We start from the raw sequence: 20,213 nt of genomic DNA on the forward strand, positions 1-20,213 counted from the left end.
CTGTAAAGGGGAATTCAAAATTTGATTTCACAACTACCAAAGTGGGTTGAGCTTGGCGCTTTCTTTTTAGCTTTAATTGCAGGGTGTATTAACGCAATTGGTCTTCTTGGTTTTGAGCATCAGTCTGTGTCTCACTTATCTGGTACTGCCACCTTAATAGGCACTGAATTTTTAAGCCTGCCATTTTTAAAAGTATTTCACCTTGTAGGTATTCTATTTTCATTTTTAGGGGGCGCTTGCATTGCTGGCTTTTTACTTCATGGCTCAACGCTAAAATTGGGGCGGCATTACGATACCGCACTATTTATTGAGGCAATTTTTTTGTGTCTATCTTCATGGCTTTTATTGTCTGGTTCGTATTATGGACATTTTCTTGCTTCGGCCGCGTGTGGTCTTCAAAATGCCTTGGCAACTACCTACAGTGGGGCAATTATTCGTACCACTCATGTTACAGGTATTTTTACCGATCTGGGGATAATGCTAGGTTCGGTTTTAAGAGGGCAGACGCCAGAATGGAGAAAAGCAAAGCTATTTATTTTTATAATTATTGGTTTTATTCTTGGCGGCACTGTAGGCGCGTTACTTTATGCCGAACTTTTGTTTAAAGCGTTATTTGTTCCTGCCGCATTATGTTTAACGATGGCGGTAACCTATCGTGTTTATGCTAAAAAACACTTCTAATAATCGTTTTTAATCAAGGGCGAAAAATGCTTGGCTTACGCCCATTTTCGTTAACTTAAGTCGAGCACTTGTGCGTACCAGAGTCAGGCGTTTGCACTAAATAATCTTGTACAATATTCAAACTATATTTGTATAATCACGACTATGTAAAGGAATTAAATTTTTGATTAGGGATATACCATGAATAAAGTATTTAATTTTCAATCATTCTACTAATGCTGGTTTATGTTGTGTTTGGTTCAGGTAATTCAGATTATAGTGTTCATAAAAGAATAGATGTACTGCTACTTTTAGTTCATGCTAAATCGTGTGAACATAAAAACACATAACTAACAATACTCTAGTGAATGAAGCGTTGAGCGAAACAGTTAACATGCGGACATAGAATGGACTATTTAAGTATTAATAAAGATGCATGGAACAAGAGAACTAAAGTACATGTTGAATCAGCGTTTTACGATGTTGCGTCATTTAAAAAGGGTAAATGTTCGTTAAACCCCATCGAGTTGAAGCAAGTGGGAAGTGTGCAAGGAAAGTCGTTGCTACATCTACAATGCCATTTTGGCCTTGATACCTTGTCTTGGGCACGTTTAGGAGCAGACGTAACTGGCGTAGACTTATCTGCGGAAGCAATTTCGCAAGCAAACTTATTGAAGCAATCATTGGGGTTAAAAGCTGACTTTATTGAAAGAGACGTTGTTCAATTTGGTCGTGAAAGTAAGCAACAATTCGATATTGTATTTACTTCGTACGGCGCTTTGTGCTGGTTATCCAATTTATCGGCGTGGGCAGCCACAATCGCTCATGCTTTAAAGCCAGATGGAGAGTTTCATCTGGTGGAGTTTCATTCATTTTACGACTTATTGTCAGGTTATTCGTATTTCCCGAAAATCGAGCCAGATATTGAAGTGGAAGGCACTTATACAGAAAACTGCGACGGTACTACATCAAAAGTGGTAACTTGGTCACATTCAATGAGTGAGGTAATAAGCGCGTTAATCAATGCAGGGTTAACGATTGAGTGTTTTTCAGAGCATCCTTATAGCCCATATAATTGCTTTGAAGGCTTAGAGTTAGTGCCAAACTTGGGGTATCAGTTGTTGTATAAAGGGCAGCAAGTGCCACTGTTATATTCAATTAAAGCGCGAAAAGTCGCCTAGCAAATCGTTCAAAAAGCGTTCGGTATAGGATTTCATGCTTTAACAAGTTGGTAAAGCAACCCATGGAGTGTTTAGGTGTGTACAAAATTGATAAGGGCAGGGAACTTGCTAGTTACTTTGTAAAAATAGTCGCTTTTGTTGTTAGTGCTATTGTCGGTTATTTATTTTTTCCAATCCTGCTTATTAAAGCAACAGAGCATAAATTAGTCACTGTTATATACTGTTTTATCGTTTTTACGCCCTTTTTGCTTTTATATCAAAACCAATACCGCGCTATTAAGTTGCTTGGCTGGTATTTACTTTTATTCTGGTGTTTTGTTACTGTTCTTTTTAAAGCGCTTGTAGGCGAATTGTAACCTAACAAGGCTTATTTTGGTGTTAAAAACCTCTGGTAGAACGATGCACATTGAACAAGAAATAGTCTCTTGGAATGGTAAATCTGTTGATGATATAAAGGCGATATATGAATCGTATAATGCCGAACACCGTTTTTCTGACACCATAATTGCTCTTTTGTTTACACAGGCTTGTGAAAAGGGGGCCTCTTGGTTGTTGAAGGCGTGGCTTGAAGCAGGGCATGAACTTAATCAACAACAAGTAGCGAAAATATGTGGCCCCTTCAACAGTTGGAACACTGGCAGGCCAAGCTGCATATACTGCAAAGCCTTCCCTTTATGTCTATTACTAATGAAGAAAGCAGTAACGTATACAAATTCTTAAGGCAAACGCTTACTGATCAAAATAACTTTGTGCGCGCATGGTCATACAACGGGTTTTATGAATTAAGCCGGCAGCACTCAATGTATAAAGATGAGACCGAGCAATACTTCGAAATGGCTATGCGTGATGAAGCACCATCTGTTAAGGCGCGAATTCGAAACATTATGAAAAAAAATGGTTAACAAATTACTGCTTGGGACAAACCAACACTGCGCCTCGTTAAGCTAATGTCGCAAGCTGCAAAAGCGCTTGAGTTTTTGCACGTAAATTAGGCGACTTTCTTCATCGTACAAACTTATCTGATTATTTTACACTCATAAATTGTAACAATTGTAATGGTTTACTTATTTTCTATTTATGTTTCAAATAGAACCTTAAAGAAAACGAACATTTAACATATTCGAGAAATAAAATGATTAAAGTAAAATTACTTGCAATGGCAGTGGCGTTTATATCGTTTCTCTTGTCATCGTTTAGTCATGCTGAGGCGTTAACAGGTAAAGAATACCAAGCAGTTATAAATACGGCTTATAATTATTTTAATGGGGCAGCAAATGGTGATCAAAAACTGCTGTCAAAAGCGTTTGATCAAGAGTTTGGCCATGTGAAGATGATCACCGTAAACAAAGATACAGGAAAAGAAACCATTAGCACTGTTCCTTTAAAAGAGTTTTCTGGTTACTTTAAAAAAGCGACTCAAGATACTTGGACCGCGAATATTCTTTCTGTTGATATCGTTGATAACAAAATGGCGATGGTAAAACTTAATTTTGAAACACCAAAAACACATTACATTGACTACCTTGTTATGTATAAGCGTGAAAATGAGTGGCGTATTGTCAATAAAACATTTATTGCGAAGAAAAAGTCGTAGGTAAAATCAACGAAAAATAATACAAAGCAAGTCTGTGTAGTTCACTCGTGTAATGGCGATATGCGCTACTACCATTGAAACAATGACGTTGAAATCAACAAGGAAAGATGGTGATAAAATCCGATAAGTTCTGGGATAAAACTGCTGATAAATATGCTAAGAAAGCCGTTCCCGATGAAAAAATATATCAAAAGAAACTTGCTGAAACGCAGGCGTTTCTTTCAAAAGATATGCATATTCTTGAGTTTGGTTGTGGCACCGGCTCTACCGCCATTGAACATGCGCCTTATGTAAGGAAAGTTGAGGCGATTGATATTTCCCAAAAAATGATCGACATCGGCCGCTCTAGAGCGGAAAAAGCTGGAGTAAACAACCTTACCTTTACATTAGGAACACTGGAAGATTTTAATGCAAAGCCTGCTAGCCTTGATGCGGTTCTCGGGTTAAACGTTATTCACTTAGTACCAAACAGAACAGCGTTGATAGCCGAGGTTGCAAGAATTCTAAAACCTGGCGGTGTTTTTGTCAGTAGCACGGGTTGCCTAGGTAATTCATACTTTCGATTTTTGATGTTACTTATGCCGTTATTAAAATTGTTAAAGCTAGCGCCTGATATTTTTGTAATTCGCGAGTCAGAGTTAGTGAGTGAAATTAAGCAAGCGGGGTTTTCAATAGAGCGACAGTGGCATCATGGTCCGCAAGGGATAACGGTATTTATTATTGCCAAAAAACGATGACTTAGTGAGACAATGTGAAAAAGAGGGGGGCGTGATATGGATGTTTTTATAAATACACTCATTGCATTAGGTTTATTGCCTGTAAAAAGCTTAGGGGAATCAATGCAGCAATCAAAATGTTTGACAATTATGGTGATTGTTGGTGTGTGTCTACTTAGTGCGTTAACTTTCTTTTTATTGCACATGGCGAGCAAACAGTAGTTAAAGTCTTACTAGTAATGCTTAGCTATTGTTGCTACTAAATAAAATCAATTAGTGGTCGGCATGAATATCAAGGGTAATGATGTTTTAGCGCGATCAGGTTAATAAGTGAAGGCTGGAAAACTTAAAGATAGGAAGTATTCTAAGCTAGTGTTGGCTGTATACAGAATTGTTAATTGCGTACTAATGATTCAAGATTAGCCCCATAAATGAAGTAAATTAATAATAAAAACGAAGGACCTAATTTATGACAAAAACATTATTTGCCGCATTGTGTTGTACAGTGTTTATCATGTCTTGTAGTCAGAAAGAAACCACTAGTGCAAAGGTCGACAATATTCAATCAAAGCAAGAGAGGTTAACCAAAGCCTTTGAAACTATTCGCAATCAAAAAGATTTTATGGGTAGCGTTACCGTTATGCATAAGGGAAAGGTGGTTTTCTCTGATAGTTCAGGTTTCGATGATATAAGCAAGAATACAAAATCCACTACGCAATCAGGTTATTTAATAGGCTCGGTGTCTAAAACTTACACAGCGGCGCTTGTTTTAAAAGCTGTTGAGGAGCAGAAGCTTAGATTAGACGAAACCGTTGAAGGTTTTTTTCCTACACTTGAGAATGGGCACCTGATCAGCATAAAAAATATGCTTCAGCACCGCAGTGGTATTGCCAATTACACTAAAAAAGGCAAAGGTTTTTTTAACTATCGTACACAAGAACAAAGTAGAGACGATATGTTAAAGAGAATTTTAGCACTAGGCAGTGATTTTGAACCAGATACGAAAGCCAAATACAGTAATTCAAATTATTATCTGCTTGCGCTGATATTAGAAAAAGTTTATCAGCAAAGTTTTGATAATATTCTCCGTGAAAAAATAACAACGCCGTTAAAACTTACCCAAACATTTCAGGTGGATAAAACGGTTCAAACACAGTTCTCATATTCCTACAAAGAAGAGCAATGGTCTTTGTTTCCTGCCTCACACTTGTCTGTTGGCTTAGGAGCTGGTTCTATTAAGTCAACTCCAACGGAAGTAGCTATTTTTTATAACGCGTTATTTAACGGTCAGGTTGTTTCTATGGCATTAGTTGATACCTTAAAACAAATAAAAAATGGCTTTGGTTTAGGCATTAAGCCGATTGACTTTTTTGATCACCAAGGGTTTGGACACGGTGGAACTTTTGACGCATACAACACGATAGCTGCCTATTTTCCTGATGAAAAATTAACGATAGTGTTAGCGTCAAATGGCTCAAATGGTAACTTTCATAATATTTATCAACAACTACTTAAAAGCTATTTTAATCAAACACTGATTGATCTACCTGTGCCACCTGAGCAATTAAAAAAATACGTTGGTACTTATCAACTTTCTCCAGAAGATAAGTATGCTTTTTCATTTGTTGTGGAAGATGGCAAACTAGCCGTTATTTTTCCTGATGGTTACACGCAAAAAATGAGGTATGAAGGTAATAGTCGATTTTATTACGACCAAACAAATGCAAAACCTGTTATCTTTCAATTTGTTGACGATGGCGCGAGCGTGATCGAAACGTACGGCGAAAATGGCAGTGAAACCATCAAACAGAAAGTACCTAATTAGTGAGTAAAAACGGAAGGTATATTAAGCAGTACGGAAGATAGAGCGCAGTTAAAGAGTGAACAATAATTGTTGTTATGCGTGATGCTTGGCTTTTATCTAGAGTAACATCGTTTTATCAGTCTATGTTATCGTTATAATTGAAACATAGTAGAGAGCTTAATGAGATAAATGAAGCGTAGCTTTTTTATCAGCTCTTTATTATTTGGAGCACTTTGTAATTAAATGGAATTATTATGAGTAAATGGTGGACTAAAAAAAGAATATTTTTGGTGGGGTTCTTACCCGCACTTGGCTTTATTGTAACACTGCTGTTAAATGTTGTTGCAGGCCCTATTTATACAACAGGATTAAACCAAGGCGCACTTCGTGTATATTCTATGGGTGCTATTTTATGGTCGATACTGTCTTTTTTTGTTGGTATTTATTTGTATTCCAAATGCAGTTCTATGAATCATACAAAATTTTTCCTTGGCGTGTCTTCGGTCATCTTAGGTGCTGCTATACCTTGGCTGTTAGCCATGCTGTATTAACGCAAACAGAATCGGGGTTAAGGTTTGACTAAGTACCGTTGGTTTTTGAGCGAACAAGGTGTACTGGTATATCGCATCATTTGAAAACCAAATGCATACCGTCCCAAAGCAGCTTATGTATAAATTGAATTGCGAAAAATATTACCCTTATTGTTTCAGGGGAAGAAAGTAAGCGTCGCTCTTTAGAGTGTTTAGGTAAATAAAACAGGATAAGCGTTTTAACAGCGATAAAGCGAGTTAATGCATGTTTATTTGCCGCTGAATTAAGCGACAATGTCAATGCCATAAAGTGAGCGTGATAACGAATGGATAAAACAGTGCACGCTAATAAGTATGTTATTAGCGTTGAAAGCCCTAAAACTGAAGAATTCTTATGTTTAAGACATAAAGTTGGTTGGGGTGAATTAGATTATAATCTGGCGCAAACGAGTTTAAACAATTCATTGTTCCACATTATTGTTCGCGATAAATCACAACTTATTGGCATGGGACGTATCGTTGGTGACGGTGCAATGTACTTTTATATTCAAGATGTTATTGTTGACCCTGACTATCAAGGCGCTGGACTAGGTTCAATATTAATGGATCATATAGAGCGCTATTTATCAGTTGCTGCTAAGAAAGGCGCTACGATTGGCTTGCTTGCTGCAAAAGGTAAAGAAGCGTTTTATTTGCGTTATGGTTACCTGTTACGACCCAATGATATGTTAGGTAACGGCATGTGCAAGTTTATATAAATTTGCCGCGTAAAACCTTGAAAAAAAGAACATTGTATATTGGTTGATGTTTGTTCATTGTTAACGCATTGTTTCAGGCATATATTATTAACCCTGAGTTGCTCTATATGTCATATTAAGGATTAACGTAATGAATAAAAAAATGGCATTTTGGGTAACATGGATAGCCTTTACTTTATTCGTTATATGGTTTTTCTATGTGAATGGCGTCTTGCAGTACATGGATTTTGGTAAATCTGTTATTTTAACGGTTATTCCTTTAATGGTAGCTTACCCAATTTATCGTTGGATAAAAAATAATGACGATTTAGATTAATTAATTACGTAAGTTATTGTTAAAAAACAATGCCGTCGGTATTTTTATCAACCTTGTTTATGCTAATCAATGTTTTAGGCACCCAAGTGCGGTGTTGATATGACTGAATTATTACTCATTATATTTAGGAGAAGTAATGCCACATTTTGTAATAGATTGTTCTGCAAATGTGCTTAAATCACATGATGAAGAATTTATTATTGAACAAATTCACCTCGTTGCAAATTCAACCGGATTATTTGATGAGGGCGATATAAAAGTAAGAATAAATCCGTTTCAAAAATATTCTGTAGGTAATAAACGAGAAGATTTTATTCATGTTTTTACGCATATAATGCAAGGGCGAACAACTGAGCAAAAAGCCTACTTATCCAAACAAGTTGTTACTAAACTTATTGCCTTATTCCCTGATATTCCTAGTATTGCAATGAATGTTAGTGACTTTGAAAAGGCGACTTACTGTAATCGTGCCATGTTGTAGCTGAGACAATTGCACACAAACTCATTAATTACACACTGCATCTATTTGCTTGGGTTCTTTGTATGCAGTGTTAACAGAAATACATTAGCCCCTGTTAGGGGAATTAGGCAAAACAAGGATGTTTTAAATGCAGTATTATTTTCGCCTCACTCTTATGCTTTTTCTTGCTGGTTGCGCGAGTGTTCCGTTAGGAACAATGTTGAAATTTTCTTCTTTTGATAAAAAAGACTTTATTGCATTGGAACCTCATGCGATCAAGGCAAAACTTATTGTTGATGAACCGGTTAAAATTGATATTGAAAAGGTTGATTTAACGCTTGATGCAGAAACGCAACAACAACGTCGAAGCTATAACTTTCCGCTATCATTAATTGAACAGGTTACTGTGCCAGCTAACGCGGGTTGGCTCTACTCAAATGCAGCAAAAACAGAATACACTTTTAAATTATCGACTGAATCTACGTTAAATTTTAAAGATCTTCAGGGCACATTAACAACGCACGAAGGTTGGAAATTTAGCTTTTCTATCAATTCTGGTTTTGAGCAAGTACCCGTTGAAGTTGACGCAATTAATTTTTCGATGCTTTTAAAGTTAAGAAAAAATGAAAATTACACGGCAATTCTTGAAAATGCGACACTCGATATTAAGCGCGAGGAATAGCAACGCATTGTTCTGGTTTATTAGTGTTTTTATACATAAGCTTTTTTACGAGGTTATACCCAAAAGAACAATGAGCGTTTATTGGCATCTCTAAGCGCTAAATTAGAGGGTATAATAGGTATATAAAGAAAAATGGATAAACAGCAAAGCGTTATGAAACTACGCTGTTATTTCTCCAAATTTAGCATTAAGTATTTGTTCAAATGTTGCCGGGCAGGTTTCAATTTCAAGTCCGCGTTTGCCACCACTGACAAAGATAGTTTCGAATGCTTGAGCACTATTATCAATGAATGTATTAAGTCGTTTTTTTTGCCCAAATGGACTTACGCCACCTAGCACATAGCCAGTTGTTGCTTGTACCTTAGCAGGATCAGCCATGATTGCTTTTTTACCTCGCGCCATTTTGGCAACGGCTTTTAAGCTGAGTTTCAAAGACACAGGAATAATTGCAACAACAAGTTGGTTACCGTCTACCTCAGTGACTAGGGTTTTAAATACTTTATCACTGTCAATACCAAGCTTTTCGGCCGCTTCAAGACCGTAGCTTTGCGCAGATGATTGATGTTGATAATTGTGTAATTGATACGTAACCTTTGCTTTATCAAGCAGTTTTACTGCAGGGGTCATAGTGATACCTAAACGTGTTAACTAACCGTGCTATGTAATGGAATTCGATAGCCTTCTTTTTTGTATGATAATGGTCTGTACTATTTGTGGCCTAACAACCTAACGAGCTTTGATAGTTTTTGCAAATTTGATTCTTATTGTTTGCGATCTGCGATAGAATTTTAACTATTATAAAAATAACGTCGTTGTTTTACATGGCATTTAGGATACTACACACTTCTGATTGGCACTTAGGCCAGCATTTTTACGGCAAAAGCAGGGCAAAAGAACATCAAAAATTCATCCGCTGGTTGCTTGCTGAAGTAGAAAAAACAAAGGTTGATGCAGTTATCGTTGCTGGTGATATTTTTGACACGGGTACACCACCAAGTTACGCCAGAGAGTTATATTTTGAATTTGTCGTCGCCTTAAATAAACGTAATTGTGCCGCTATTATTCTAGCAGGAAATCATGATTCTGTAGCAATGCTAAACGAATCAGCCAGTTTGTTAAAAACGTTGAATTGTCATGTTGTGGTTCGAGCACAAGATATAACACAAGCACCAGAACAGTTAATTTATTTAGAAAATAGTGAGCAAGAACGTGCTGTTGTTTGTGCTGTTCCCTTTATTCGTCCACGCGATGTAATGACAAGTATGGCAGGGCAAACGGCTAAAGAAAAACAGCAACAACTACAACAGGCGATTGCAAATCATTACCAACAGTTAGTCGCAAAAGCAAAAAACGACATGGCTCCTGATACTGCAGTTATTGCTACAGGTCACCTAACAACCGTTGGTGCCAGTTGTAGCGATTCCGTTAGAGATATATACATTGGTACATTAGACGCGTTTCCTGCAAGTGAGTTTCCAACTGTTGACTACCTAGCCTTAGGGCATATTCACCGGCCACAAATCATCGCTAAACAAGAACATATTCGTTATTGCGGATCTCCTATTTCACTGAGCTTTGATGAAACTCAGCAAACGAAACATGTAAATTTAGTCAGTTTTGAAAAAGGTAAAATGATTGCGTGTGAGCCGATTGAAATTCCTAATTTTCAAGCAATGGCAACAATCAAAACATCGCTTGAGCAGCTTGAAGAACAGGTTGAGGCGTTACTTGAACAGTTGTCTTTGCATGAAGACGAAGTATTGTGGCTAGACGTTGAGCTCAGTCAGGGGGATTATTTACTCGATTTAACCGCTAGAGTGCAAGAAATTTTAGCGGCATACCCTGTTGAAATATTACTTGTAAGAAAAGCGAAAAAAGCACGCTTTGAACTTACACCTCAAGACAAAATTACCTTAGACGAACTAAACGTTTATGACGTCTTTAAGGCGCGATTAGCCTTAGAAAATTGGTCAGAAGACGATGCGTTAGCACAGCGTTTAACAACATTGTTTGAACAGGTGAAAGCACAATGTGAGCAAAAAGATACTGATGAAGACGAAAAGAATGAGGCAGTATCATGAAAATATTGTCGCTACGTTTTGAAAATATAAATTCATTGAAAGGGCAATGGTTTATCGATTTTTCTGCATCACCTTTTGACGAATGTGCTTTGTTTGCAATAACAGGAGATACAGGCGCGGGAAAAACCACAATACTCGATGCCATATGTTTAGCGTTGTATCATCAAACGCCGCGAATATCTGTCTCTGAAAGTCAAAATCAATTAATGACACGCCATACCGCTAATTGTCTTGCTGAAGTTGAGTTTGAAGTGAATGGCCAAGGATACCGCGCGTTTTGGAGTCAACGTCGCGCGAAAAACCAGCTCGATGGTAAACTACAAAAACAAGTAACAGAATTGGCTTATCGAGACGGCCGTATCATTGCCAATAAAATTTCTGACGTTAAACAACACATTGAACAAATCACCGGTTTAAATTTTTCACGCTTTACTAAGTCAATGATGCTCTCGCAAGGACAATTTGCGGCATTTTTAAATGCGAGTGATAAAGATCGCGCTGAATTGTTAGAACAGCTTACGGGTACTGAGATTTACAGTATTATCTCACAGCAAGTTTATGAAAACTTTCGTCAAGCTAAAGAACAGTTAACGTTATCGAAAAGCCATTTAGAGCAGCTTGAATTGCTAGACGAAGCAACAAAGCAATCGTATGAACAAGAACAAGCATTACTCGCGACAGAAGAAGCTACATTTATTAAACAAAGGCAAGATTGGTCGCAATTAGCAGACAAACTCAGACAACAACATGAGCTTGAACAACAATCTGTAAAAGCAGAACATGTGCTAAAGGCAGCGAACGAATTGGCACAAGAAAATGCACAACAATTGGCTAAATTAACATTAGCTGAACCAGCCGAAGAGCTGCGAAATGTATTCGGAGACTTTAAGCTTCATCAGGCTCAATTGCAGGAACTAAATAGTGCAATTGAGCAAAAAAATACCAATATGGCTGAGCTAGAGAAAGCGGTTAACGAGCAGCAAGATGCTCTTGCTGCTTACCAAAAATTGCATGATAGTACGCTTGAGACTATTGCAAACAAAGAGTCATTGTTAGTCTCTCAGGTGATACCGCTAGATAGCCAGTTATCGTTAATAAAAGAACAAAAAGAGAATACCCAACAGGCGATAACCCAGAGTATTGAAGCACAAAAAAATGCCGAACAGCAGTTGTCACAAGTTGCCCAAGAACAGCAGCGTCAGCAAGCACAATTTTCTCAATTACAGCAAAGGTTACAGCGTGTTGCCTATGCAGATACACTTAGCAATAAATTACCTTTGTGGCGTCACCAAGAGCAATCACTTTTACAACAAGCACAACAACAAACAACACTTTTAGATAAATACAAAAAAAATGAAGAACAATATCAACAAGCGATAAATCAAGAGAAATCCTTGTTAGCTGACATTGAAGCTGAAAAAACGCCTTTACAGCAACAACAATCACAGTTGCAAGACACAATTGAACGTCAAAAAGCTTTGTTAGCAACCTTTGATTGTCAGACTGAAAATGAACTGCATCAGTTAGCATCTACGAAACAACAATTTGGGCAGCGACTTAACGATTGTTTAAATAGTGCCGCGAATATTGCGACTACAGAGCAACACGTTATTGAAGTAAATCAGCAAATCTTAGCGAAAACGCAACAGTTGCAAACAACCGAGCGCTCGCTTATCGACTGTCGTGAGCGTTTTAAAGCCGTTAAACAACAATTAAAAGATGTGGAGCTCATTGTAAATCAGCAGCAGGCAATATTGTCTTTAGCACATCACCGAGCTAATTTATTGCCTAATGACGCTTGTCCGTTATGTGGTGCTACCGAGCATCCCTTAATTGAAGAATATCAGCAAGTGCAACCTGACGAACATCAACAAAGGTTAACTGCGCTAAGCAGTGACTTACAGCGGATTGAGAAAGAAGGTAAGGGCATTAACTCTGATTATGACCGGTTAGCAAGTGCAATAGAGACATTGAAAAACCAGCAGCAAAGTCTTTTACAGCAACAAGCGAGTAACGTTCAACAGTTAGCTGAAAAGTCAGACTATTTACCTGAAAATACCGTAGTTACTGACAATAGTTCAACGATCAATAACCTTAATCAGTTACTTGTAAGTAATAATACGAGCATTGAGAAGCTCAATGAAGCGCTTGGTAAACTTACGATTATCAATCGTGAAGTAGAACAATTACAACAAACAATTCAGGCTGCACAAAAACAATATGATGAGAAAATAAATCAACAGACATTGACGACTAACCAAATAGCCGCGCAACAACAATCATTACAACAACTTACTCAGCAAATTCAGGAAAGCGAACAGCAGTGTGTAGCGTCAACGCAACAATTAAAAGCTGACATTTCTTCTATTGTTGGTGATGAGCCTCTGCCGTTTATGTCTACTGATGGTGAAAGTATTGAGCTTGGTAAGTTTAGTCAATGGTTAGCAGATAAAAGTACGTTGCTTGAAGGTTGGCGCCAAGATAAAGAGATGTTAGTAAGTATTGAAAAATCACTTGTCGAATTTAACCATCAATTCGCACAATTTACACAACAGATAGAGCGCCTGAAGCAAGAAAAAGAAAAACAACAACAACAGCTTATCAGCATAAATAGTGAGTTAGATACTTTATATAAAAAACGTAGTGAGCTCGTCGGTGAAGCAGCCGTTGAAGACATTCGTGCAGATCTTGATTTACAAAAAACGGAAGCAAATAACGTACTCAAGCTTAAACAAGAAGGGTTACAAGAGGTACATGCGCAATTAACGAGTACACGCGCAATAGTTGTTAACCTTACGGAGCAATTACAACAGCAGAAGGTTAAACTTGAACAAGCAACAACAGCATGGGAAAAGGCGTTATCGCAAAGCCAGTTTACTACGCTAGAAGATGTTGAAAGTGCGTTAATGGGGAGCAGTGAAAGACAAAAAATAGCGACAATTGCCAAAGAAATAGAACAAAAACATCAACAGGCTGAGCATTTAAAAAATGATGTAAGCAATCGTAAGGCCATGTTATTACCTGAAATAGCAGCACTTAAAAAACGTGAAATTCACGCGGAAGATGTATCGCAATGCCAAGATAAACTGGCGAACATTGAACGCTCGCTAAAAGAGTTACAGCTTAATTTAGGCCGTATACAAGCGACTCTTGCACAAGACGAAAAACAACGTAAAAAACAGTTAACCTTGATTGACGATATTGAAAAGTCACAGCAGCACCATGATGATTTATCACACCTAAATGGCTTAATCGGCTCAGCAAGCGGTGACAAGTTTAGGCGTTTTGCCCAAGGATTAACGTTGAATCACCTCGTTTACTTAGCTAATCATCGTCTTGAAAAATTGCATGGTCGTTATTTATTACAATGTAATAGTGAGGAAAAGTTAGCGTTAGCCGTTATTGATACTTGGCAAGCTGATACGGTACGGGATACCAAAACACTCTCTGGTGGAGAGTCATTTTTAGTAAGCTTAGCACTAGCGCTAGCACTTTCAGATCTTGCTAGTGCCAAGACACAAATTGACTCTTTGTTTCTTGATGAAGGATTTGGCACGCTCGATAACGAAACATTAGAAATAGCGTTAGATGCGCTTGATAACTTAAATGCAAGTGGCAAAATGATTGGGATTATTAGTCATGTTGATGCTTTAAAAGAGCGAGTGGATGTGCAAATTAAGGTGCATAAAAAGTCTGGACTTGGCTACAGTGAATTATCGCCAACGTACAAAGTAAAGCGCGAGTAGGCGAGGTTTATCGTCATTTGTCAGGTTTAGTTCATCCGATGAACCAAGCCTAACAATGACGAAAGGTATGTTGTAATAGTCATATTACATTGCTAAGAACAGCGTCTGGGTTAAATCGGCTCTTAGCTTCCCACCTAATAACATTACTATTAATTCAGTTTAACGAGTTGCTCATCTGGCTTAACGGTCATTTTAATATCGTATAAAGACATTTCTGTTTGCTCTTCTGTTGCTTGCACGGTATTAATCACTAATTCATTTTTAACATCATGCCATGCGATATCAGAAATAAGCCCAGAAGCAACAGGTACAATATAAGAACGTTTACGCTGTAAAGAGTATACTTTTGCAAGGTAATGCGCATTATTACTTGATAAGTACTGCACCCACTGACCATTAGGTGACCATTTAACGTTGAAACTTAACGGTGTTTTATGTTGAAATTTATGGTCAACAAGCGTAACAGCACTGTCTTCTACATTAAAAAGCCATAAACTTTCATCATTTTTGGTAAACGTAAGATACTTTTCATTACTCGACCAATTAATATTATTTAATGTTTGCGCTCTTGGAATTAATTGCTCTGCAACAATTTTATCTTTAGCGTTTTTAACTACGAGGTAATTAACACTTTGTTTGGTGATAAATTGTGCTTTGAATTCCTTAGAAAAACTCCATTTTTCATCATTATTTGGTCTTTGTTCACTAATATTAAACGCATTAACCGTGATGTGATAAAACATCAAGCCAATTGCTAGTAAAACGTTGATTTTATGATCCATCATTTGCTCCTTAGTTTTTACTATAAAAGACTAAAATTAAACTGCTTCTCCATGTCTAAGCATTATGGTTCAAAAAGTAAAAAAAAGACTTACGGTTTCCTTACCATTTACATGAATAATTAAATCTCCTTTTTATTCATATGGTTACTCTTTATTTTCATTGATATCTTGGCTGGAATATATTGTGTTTATGTTTTAAGCTTTAGGTTGAGTTTTAAACGTATTCTGACCAAAGGTTGTCGATGAATGGATGCTAAAGCCACCTCAGGCCTAACCAAAAAATCACGTACTTTTACCTTAGGCACTTGGACAGTTGATGGCGATTCAAACCAACTTCTGAATGAAGATAAACGCTACACCATCGAGCCTAAAATGATGGATGTGTTGATTTATCTTTGTCAAAATGCGGGTGAAACAGTGAGTGCAGAGCAGTTACTTATTGCTTGTTGGGCTGGCACCTTTTATGGTGATGCTCCTGTACAAAAGTGCATAGCAGGCTTAAGAAAAAAGTTAGGCTGTAACGCTAAAAACCCTACTTATATTGAAACAATTTATCGCCGTGGCTATAAAATTATTGCAACGGTAACGTTTCCAACTAATGCTAAGCAAGTCTCACCACGTAAAGCGCTAGAAAACTGGACGGATGGGTCTCCGTATCTAGGGTTAAATACCTTTAATGAACGCCATAGTGCAATTTATTTTGGTCGAACTAAAGCGATTGTTGATATTATTGCGCATTTAAAAGCAAGTATAAAAAGGCCCAATAATTTTCTGTTGGTCTTGGGAAAAAGTGGCAGTGGAAAATCATCATTGATGCGAGCAGGGGTACTGCCTTACCTTACTAGTGAATCTGGGTTTTCTCAGTTACGTGTCACTAATTACCATATTGTAACGCCGAGCCAAAGTATTGATGAAACCCCTACAGCAACACTGATTTATGCGTTACAAAAATTATCATTAATAAAAAACCATTTAACCATACAAACGTTAATTTCCAGCGTTGAAGCTGACCCATCGCAACTGAAAAGCGCGTTACATTGTAATAAAGATGTAAATGTTGAAAAAATGAACCTAGATAAAGGACAACAGGTTCACGCGTATAAATTATTAGTGATTGATCAATTTGAACGTTTCTTATTAGACGAGAATCTTACTATCAGTGCAAAACAGAATTTGGTCGCTTGCTTAGAACAAATAGCCCACTGTGACCAATTGCTTTTTACTGCAATGCTAAGAAATGATTTTTACGCGGAATGTCTTGATGTAAAAGGCTTCTATGAATTGAAAGATCAAGGAAAGCAATATGACTTAAAAGCCCCTACGCCTGTTGAAATTACCCGAATGATCAGAAACCCAGCGATTGCAGCGGGATTAAGCTTTGAACACGATGAAACACGTAAAGAATACTTAGATGAAATATTACTTGAGGCCGCAGTAAAAAATCCTGATGCGCTTCCTCTTTTAGAATATACCTTGGACTTACTCTACCAACAACGCAGTGACGAGAATGTTTTATTACTTAGTGCATACCATAAAATGGGAGGAATAGAGGGGGCAATAGCCCAACAAGCCGAAAAAGTGTTCAATAGTTTACCTGCTAACATTCAAGCATGTTGGGATAATATTATGCATGCGTTGATTCAAGTCGATCATAAAAATAAATATAATGTGACGGCGCGTAAGCTTCCAATGAGTTTTTTTAAAGCGCCTGCTGAAAAACAATTTATTCAGCATTTTCTCAATGCACGTTTATTTGTCACTATTATTCAGACAAATACAGGGGAACAACGCAGCTATAACGCAGAAAATAACGAAGTATCCACTACGACAAACAGCGATATTCAATATATCAGTATCGCGCATGAAGCATTATTGAAGCATTGGCAACGCATTAAGCAATGGCTAAGCAATAACCGTGTCGCGATTCATCGTAGAGAACAACTGGCCGATGATTGTGTTTATTGGCTAAACAACAATAAAGCTAATGATGCGTTGCTTAACTCTCGACAAAAGGTGCTCGATGCGGAAGAATTAATAGCGTACCACGGCATAACACTAAACGAAGATGAACTTACGTTTATCGCCCGTTCTAAACGTTATCGAGAACGACGAAGAATGTTTTTTAGCTTTGCGGTTATTGCACTTATTGGGTTTAGTTTACTTTCTTGGTTTCAAGCCACACAAGTGGCGAAAGAGCGAGACATTGCACTATCTCAAAGTCAACGTACCAAGGCAATTTCAAAGTTTTTAACAGAAACATTAGCGGCAAGCAGCCCATTTGTCGCCAAAGGTAAAGAAGTATCACTCATTGACGTGCTTAATGAGGCAACGAATAAATTAAATGATGCCAATCAAGGAGATCATCCTCCTTATGTTGATGCTTTACTTCATAAAACATTAGGGTTGATTTACATTGACCTTGGTAAAATAAAACCAGCTGAACAACACTTATTTAAAGGTTTATCGATATACAAAGAAAATCAATTAGAAAAAAATGAAGATTACTTGGGGTTATTATTCAACCTTAGTCGGCTGAATGTATTAAAATATGGCAGTGATAATAACTTGCCTTTGATTAAAGAAACCATTGCCGTAAGTAAACAGGTATATGGTGAAGATCATAAAGATACTTTAGGGGCATTAGATAACCTAGGTACATATTATTTAGATAATAATGAATTTGCCTTGGCTGAAGATATTTTTATGCAGGTATATCAAAGGCGAACTGCATTATTTGGTGCTGACTTTCGTCACACACTGTATTCTATCGAAAATCTTGGTGATCTTTACTATGCTCAACAAGCCTTTGAACGATCTGAGCAATATTACCAACGTTGCGTTGATAAATGGTTAGCGAATTCGGATTTTAACAACCCTTATACATTGTACTGTTTGAAAGGGGTAGCTTTATCTAAATTAGCGAAAGGGCAATATCAACAAGCGGAAGATTTATTGCTCAAACATATCGACATTGCAGTGCGTGTGTTTGGCGATGAACACCCAGAAGTATTAACTGCACAGCATTATTTAGCCGTGCTTTATCAATCGACTGAAAGATATGAGCAAGCTGAAAAATTATTTCGCCAGACCCTTCAAACTAGAATACAAGTATTAGGTGAGAACCATAAAGCAACCCGAAATACCAAATCACATTTAGCGCAGTTATTAAATGAATAATTCGTTAGCTAGATTAACCAAAAAGTACAGGTGTTGCATAGTAGATACTGCGTTAATAAAACCCTAATAAACGTGGCTGTTTCTTTCAATAACTTGACCATTATATACATACGAATATACACCGAGTAATACTACGAGGTATAAATTACCTTTATGTTAACTATAGTGAAATAGACGGAGAGCTTAACGCTAACTTATGATAAATTAACGCGATATCTTATATGGAATACAGTTAACATTCGTGGAAATTTGGATTTACTTTACCTTACTCGCTGCATTTATGCAGGCTGTTCGTACGGCAGGGCAAAAGCAACTGGGTCAATACTTAAATGCCATGGCAACGACAAGCGTAAGATATGTTTATGCATTGCCTTTTGCATACCTTTACTTATTCGTGTTACTCGATGTTCGTGAACAATCGATACCAAATTTAAATAATACCTTTCTAATGTATGCGCTTATCGCAAGTGTTATGCAAATTATTGGTACTGCTTGCTTAGTTGCTGCATTTAATTACCGTAATTTTGCCGTCGCTACTAGTTTAGCGAAAACCGAAGCAATTCAAGTTGCCATTTTAGGTGCGTTGCTATTTTCGGCTTCGTTAAGTGTATTAGGCTGGGTGTCGGTTATCATTGGCGTACTAGGTGTACTTATCGTGTCAAAGGTACAATTTACGTTTAATGATGTGTTTAGAAACCCAGGCGCAGGTTTTGGATTAGCATCAGGTCTCGGACTTGCGATTACAACGTTATTGATAAGAGAATCAAGTCTTGCGTTAAACAGTGATTTAATGATTAGTGCTGCGGTTACACTGGTATTTATGATCACAGTGCAATCAATTTTATCGCTAGCCTATGTATATGTTCAAAACAAACAACAGATCAACGTAATGATGAGCCAGTGGCGCTTATGTTTGTTTGTTGGTATTACAAGTGTACTAGGCTCTATTGGTTGGTTTACTGGTGCGAGCTTTCAAAACGCGGCTTATGTTAAGGCACTTGGGCAAGTAGAGTTTTTTATTACACTCATATTGACCTATCGTATATTTAAAGAGCGGATTAGTTTAAAAGAATATATTGGTATGTTTTTAATCATGCTGAGTGTTGTGATTCTTTTACTTTGGGCGTAGTGTTAGCGCAATAACTCTGATAAACTCGCCGCCATTAAAAACCGCGTATTTAAGGCAATCTATGAACATTTCAGACAACAAAGTTGTACAGTTTCATTACACACTAAAAGATGATCAAGGGCAGGAGATTGAATCTTCAAACGGTAGTGATCCTCTCGCTTATCTTCACGGTCATAAAAATATGATCGTTGGTGTTGAAAAAGCATTAACAGACAAGAAAGTTGGTGATAAGTTTTCTGTCACTGTTGAACCTGCTGACGGCTATGGTGAACGCGATGAAAACGCTGTACAGCGTGTCCCTGCAAAGCATTTACAAGGCGCTAAAAAGTGGCGACCTGGCATGCAAGCAGTTGTACAAACTGAACAAGGTGCTCGTCAAGTAACCGTGATTAAAGCAGGTCGCTTCATGGTTGATGTGGATGTGAATCACCCGTTAGCCGGTAAAACCATTACGTTTGATATTGAAGTTATTGATGTACGTGAAGCTACCGAAGATGAAATTTCACATGGTCATGCTCATGGCGTTGGTGGTCATCAGCACTAAGTAAAAAGACGTTTGAAGAAAGCCAGCGACACGCTGGCTTTTTTGTATCTGTA

General features: G+C 37.5%; 20 protein-coding genes. 18 read left to right on the forward strand and 2 right to left on the reverse strand.

Going from position 1 to position 20,213, the window contains the following annotated elements:
- The first annotated feature begins 21 nt into the window (after window positions 1-21).
- From QUE09_RS07685 to QUE09_RS07745, 13 genes are all read left to right on the forward strand, one after another.
- Window positions 22-681, forward strand: a complete 660-nt coding sequence (locus QUE09_RS07685) for a YoaK family protein (protein ID WP_286235608.1) — start codon at window positions 22-24, stop codon at window positions 679-681.
- 386 nt (window positions 682-1,067) lie between these two features.
- On the forward strand, window positions 1,068-1,841 hold the full coding sequence (locus tag QUE09_RS07690) for a class I SAM-dependent methyltransferase (protein WP_286235609.1): 774 nt from the start codon (window positions 1,068-1,070) through the stop codon (window positions 1,839-1,841).
- A 77-nt stretch (window positions 1,842-1,918) separates the two neighbouring features.
- The gene (locus QUE09_RS07695) at window positions 1,919-2,197 is read left to right on the forward strand and encodes a hypothetical protein (RefSeq protein WP_286235610.1); all 279 of its coding nucleotides are present in this window, start codon (window positions 1,919-1,921) and stop codon (window positions 2,195-2,197) included.
- A gap of 318 nt (window positions 2,198-2,515) precedes the next feature.
- Window positions 2,516-2,743, forward strand: a complete 228-nt coding sequence (locus QUE09_RS07700; RefSeq protein ID WP_286235611.1) for a hypothetical protein — start codon at window positions 2,516-2,518, stop codon at window positions 2,741-2,743.
- A 230-nt stretch (window positions 2,744-2,973) separates the two neighbouring features.
- Window positions 2,974-3,435, forward strand: a complete 462-nt coding sequence (locus QUE09_RS07705; RefSeq protein WP_286235612.1) for a nuclear transport factor 2 family protein — start codon at window positions 2,974-2,976, stop codon at window positions 3,433-3,435.
- Window positions 3,436-3,542: 107 nt separating this feature from the next.
- Window positions 3,543-4,172: a class I SAM-dependent methyltransferase gene (locus tag QUE09_RS07710; protein WP_286235613.1), complete on the forward strand. Its 630-nt coding sequence runs from the start codon at window positions 3,543-3,545 to the stop codon at window positions 4,170-4,172.
- A gap of 36 nt (window positions 4,173-4,208) precedes the next feature.
- Complete coding sequence (locus tag QUE09_RS07715) at window positions 4,209-4,373, forward strand: hypothetical protein (protein WP_286235614.1); 165 nt, start codon at window positions 4,209-4,211, stop codon at window positions 4,371-4,373.
- Window positions 4,374-4,620: 247 nt separating this feature from the next.
- A complete protein-coding gene (locus tag QUE09_RS07720; protein WP_286235615.1) occupies window positions 4,621-5,976 on the forward strand; it encodes a serine hydrolase domain-containing protein in 1,356 nt (451 codons plus the stop codon).
- Window positions 5,977-6,209: 233 nt separating this feature from the next.
- Window positions 6,210-6,506, forward strand: coding sequence for a hypothetical protein (locus tag QUE09_RS07725; protein WP_286235616.1), 297 nt, complete (start codon window positions 6,210-6,212; stop codon window positions 6,504-6,506).
- Window positions 6,507-6,811: 305 nt separating this feature from the next.
- Window positions 6,812-7,243: a GNAT family N-acetyltransferase gene (locus QUE09_RS07730; RefSeq protein WP_286235617.1), complete on the forward strand. Its 432-nt coding sequence runs from the start codon at window positions 6,812-6,814 to the stop codon at window positions 7,241-7,243.
- A 142-nt stretch (window positions 7,244-7,385) separates the two neighbouring features.
- Window positions 7,386-7,559, forward strand: coding sequence for a hypothetical protein (locus tag QUE09_RS07735; protein WP_286235618.1), 174 nt, complete (start codon window positions 7,386-7,388; stop codon window positions 7,557-7,559).
- A gap of 136 nt (window positions 7,560-7,695) precedes the next feature.
- On the forward strand, window positions 7,696-8,040 hold the full coding sequence (locus QUE09_RS07740; protein ID WP_286235619.1) for a 5-carboxymethyl-2-hydroxymuconate Delta-isomerase: 345 nt from the start codon (window positions 7,696-7,698) through the stop codon (window positions 8,038-8,040).
- A 127-nt stretch (window positions 8,041-8,167) separates the two neighbouring features.
- Window positions 8,168-8,701 carry a hypothetical protein gene (locus QUE09_RS07745; RefSeq protein ID WP_286235620.1) on the forward strand — a complete coding sequence of 178 codons (534 nt, stop codon included), beginning with the start codon at window positions 8,168-8,170 and terminating at the stop codon, window positions 8,699-8,701.
- 159 nt (window positions 8,702-8,860) lie between these two features.
- Here the strand turns inward: QUE09_RS07745 and ybaK are convergent, their stop codons facing one another.
- On the reverse strand, window positions 8,861-9,328 hold the full coding sequence (gene ybaK, locus QUE09_RS07750) for a Cys-tRNA(Pro) deacylase (protein ID WP_286235621.1): 468 nt from the start codon (window positions 9,326-9,328) through the stop codon (window positions 8,861-8,863).
- Between the two features lie 194 nt (window positions 9,329-9,522).
- On the opposite strand from ybaK, the gene sbcD reads away from it, so the two are divergent.
- A complete protein-coding gene (sbcD, locus tag QUE09_RS07755; RefSeq protein WP_286235622.1) occupies window positions 9,523-10,782 on the forward strand; it encodes an exonuclease subunit SbcD in 1,260 nt (419 codons plus the stop codon).
- Entirely contained in the window at window positions 10,779-14,528 is a 3,750-nt protein-coding gene (locus tag QUE09_RS07760; protein WP_286235623.1) for an AAA family ATPase, read from the forward strand. The genes sbcD and QUE09_RS07760 overlap by 4 nt, the downstream gene beginning before the upstream one ends.
- Window positions 14,529-14,677: 149 nt before the next feature.
- On the opposite strand, the gene QUE09_RS07765 is transcribed toward QUE09_RS07760, so the two are convergent.
- Window positions 14,678-15,310, reverse strand: a complete 633-nt coding sequence (locus QUE09_RS07765) for a hypothetical protein (protein WP_286235624.1) — start codon at window positions 15,308-15,310, stop codon at window positions 14,678-14,680.
- Between the two features lie 246 nt (window positions 15,311-15,556).
- On the opposite strand from QUE09_RS07765, the gene QUE09_RS07770 reads away from it, so the two are divergent.
- From QUE09_RS07770 to QUE09_RS07780, 3 genes are all read left to right on the forward strand, one after another.
- Window positions 15,557-18,487, forward strand: a complete 2,931-nt coding sequence (locus QUE09_RS07770; protein WP_286235625.1) for an nSTAND1 domain-containing NTPase — start codon at window positions 15,557-15,559, stop codon at window positions 18,485-18,487.
- Window positions 18,488-18,728: 241 nt separating this feature from the next.
- A complete protein-coding gene (locus QUE09_RS07775) occupies window positions 18,729-19,616 on the forward strand; it encodes a DMT family transporter (RefSeq protein WP_286235626.1) in 888 nt (295 codons plus the stop codon).
- A 61-nt stretch (window positions 19,617-19,677) separates the two neighbouring features.
- A complete protein-coding gene (locus QUE09_RS07780) occupies window positions 19,678-20,160 on the forward strand; it encodes an FKBP-type peptidyl-prolyl cis-trans isomerase (RefSeq protein ID WP_286235627.1) in 483 nt (160 codons plus the stop codon).
- Window positions 20,161-20,213: the final 53 nt, after the last annotated feature.

The sequence above is a fragment of the Thalassotalea sediminis genome (assembly GCF_030295915.1).
In the GTDB taxonomy this organism is placed as follows: domain Bacteria; phylum Pseudomonadota; class Gammaproteobacteria; order Enterobacterales; family Alteromonadaceae; genus Thalassotalea_C; species Thalassotalea_C sediminis.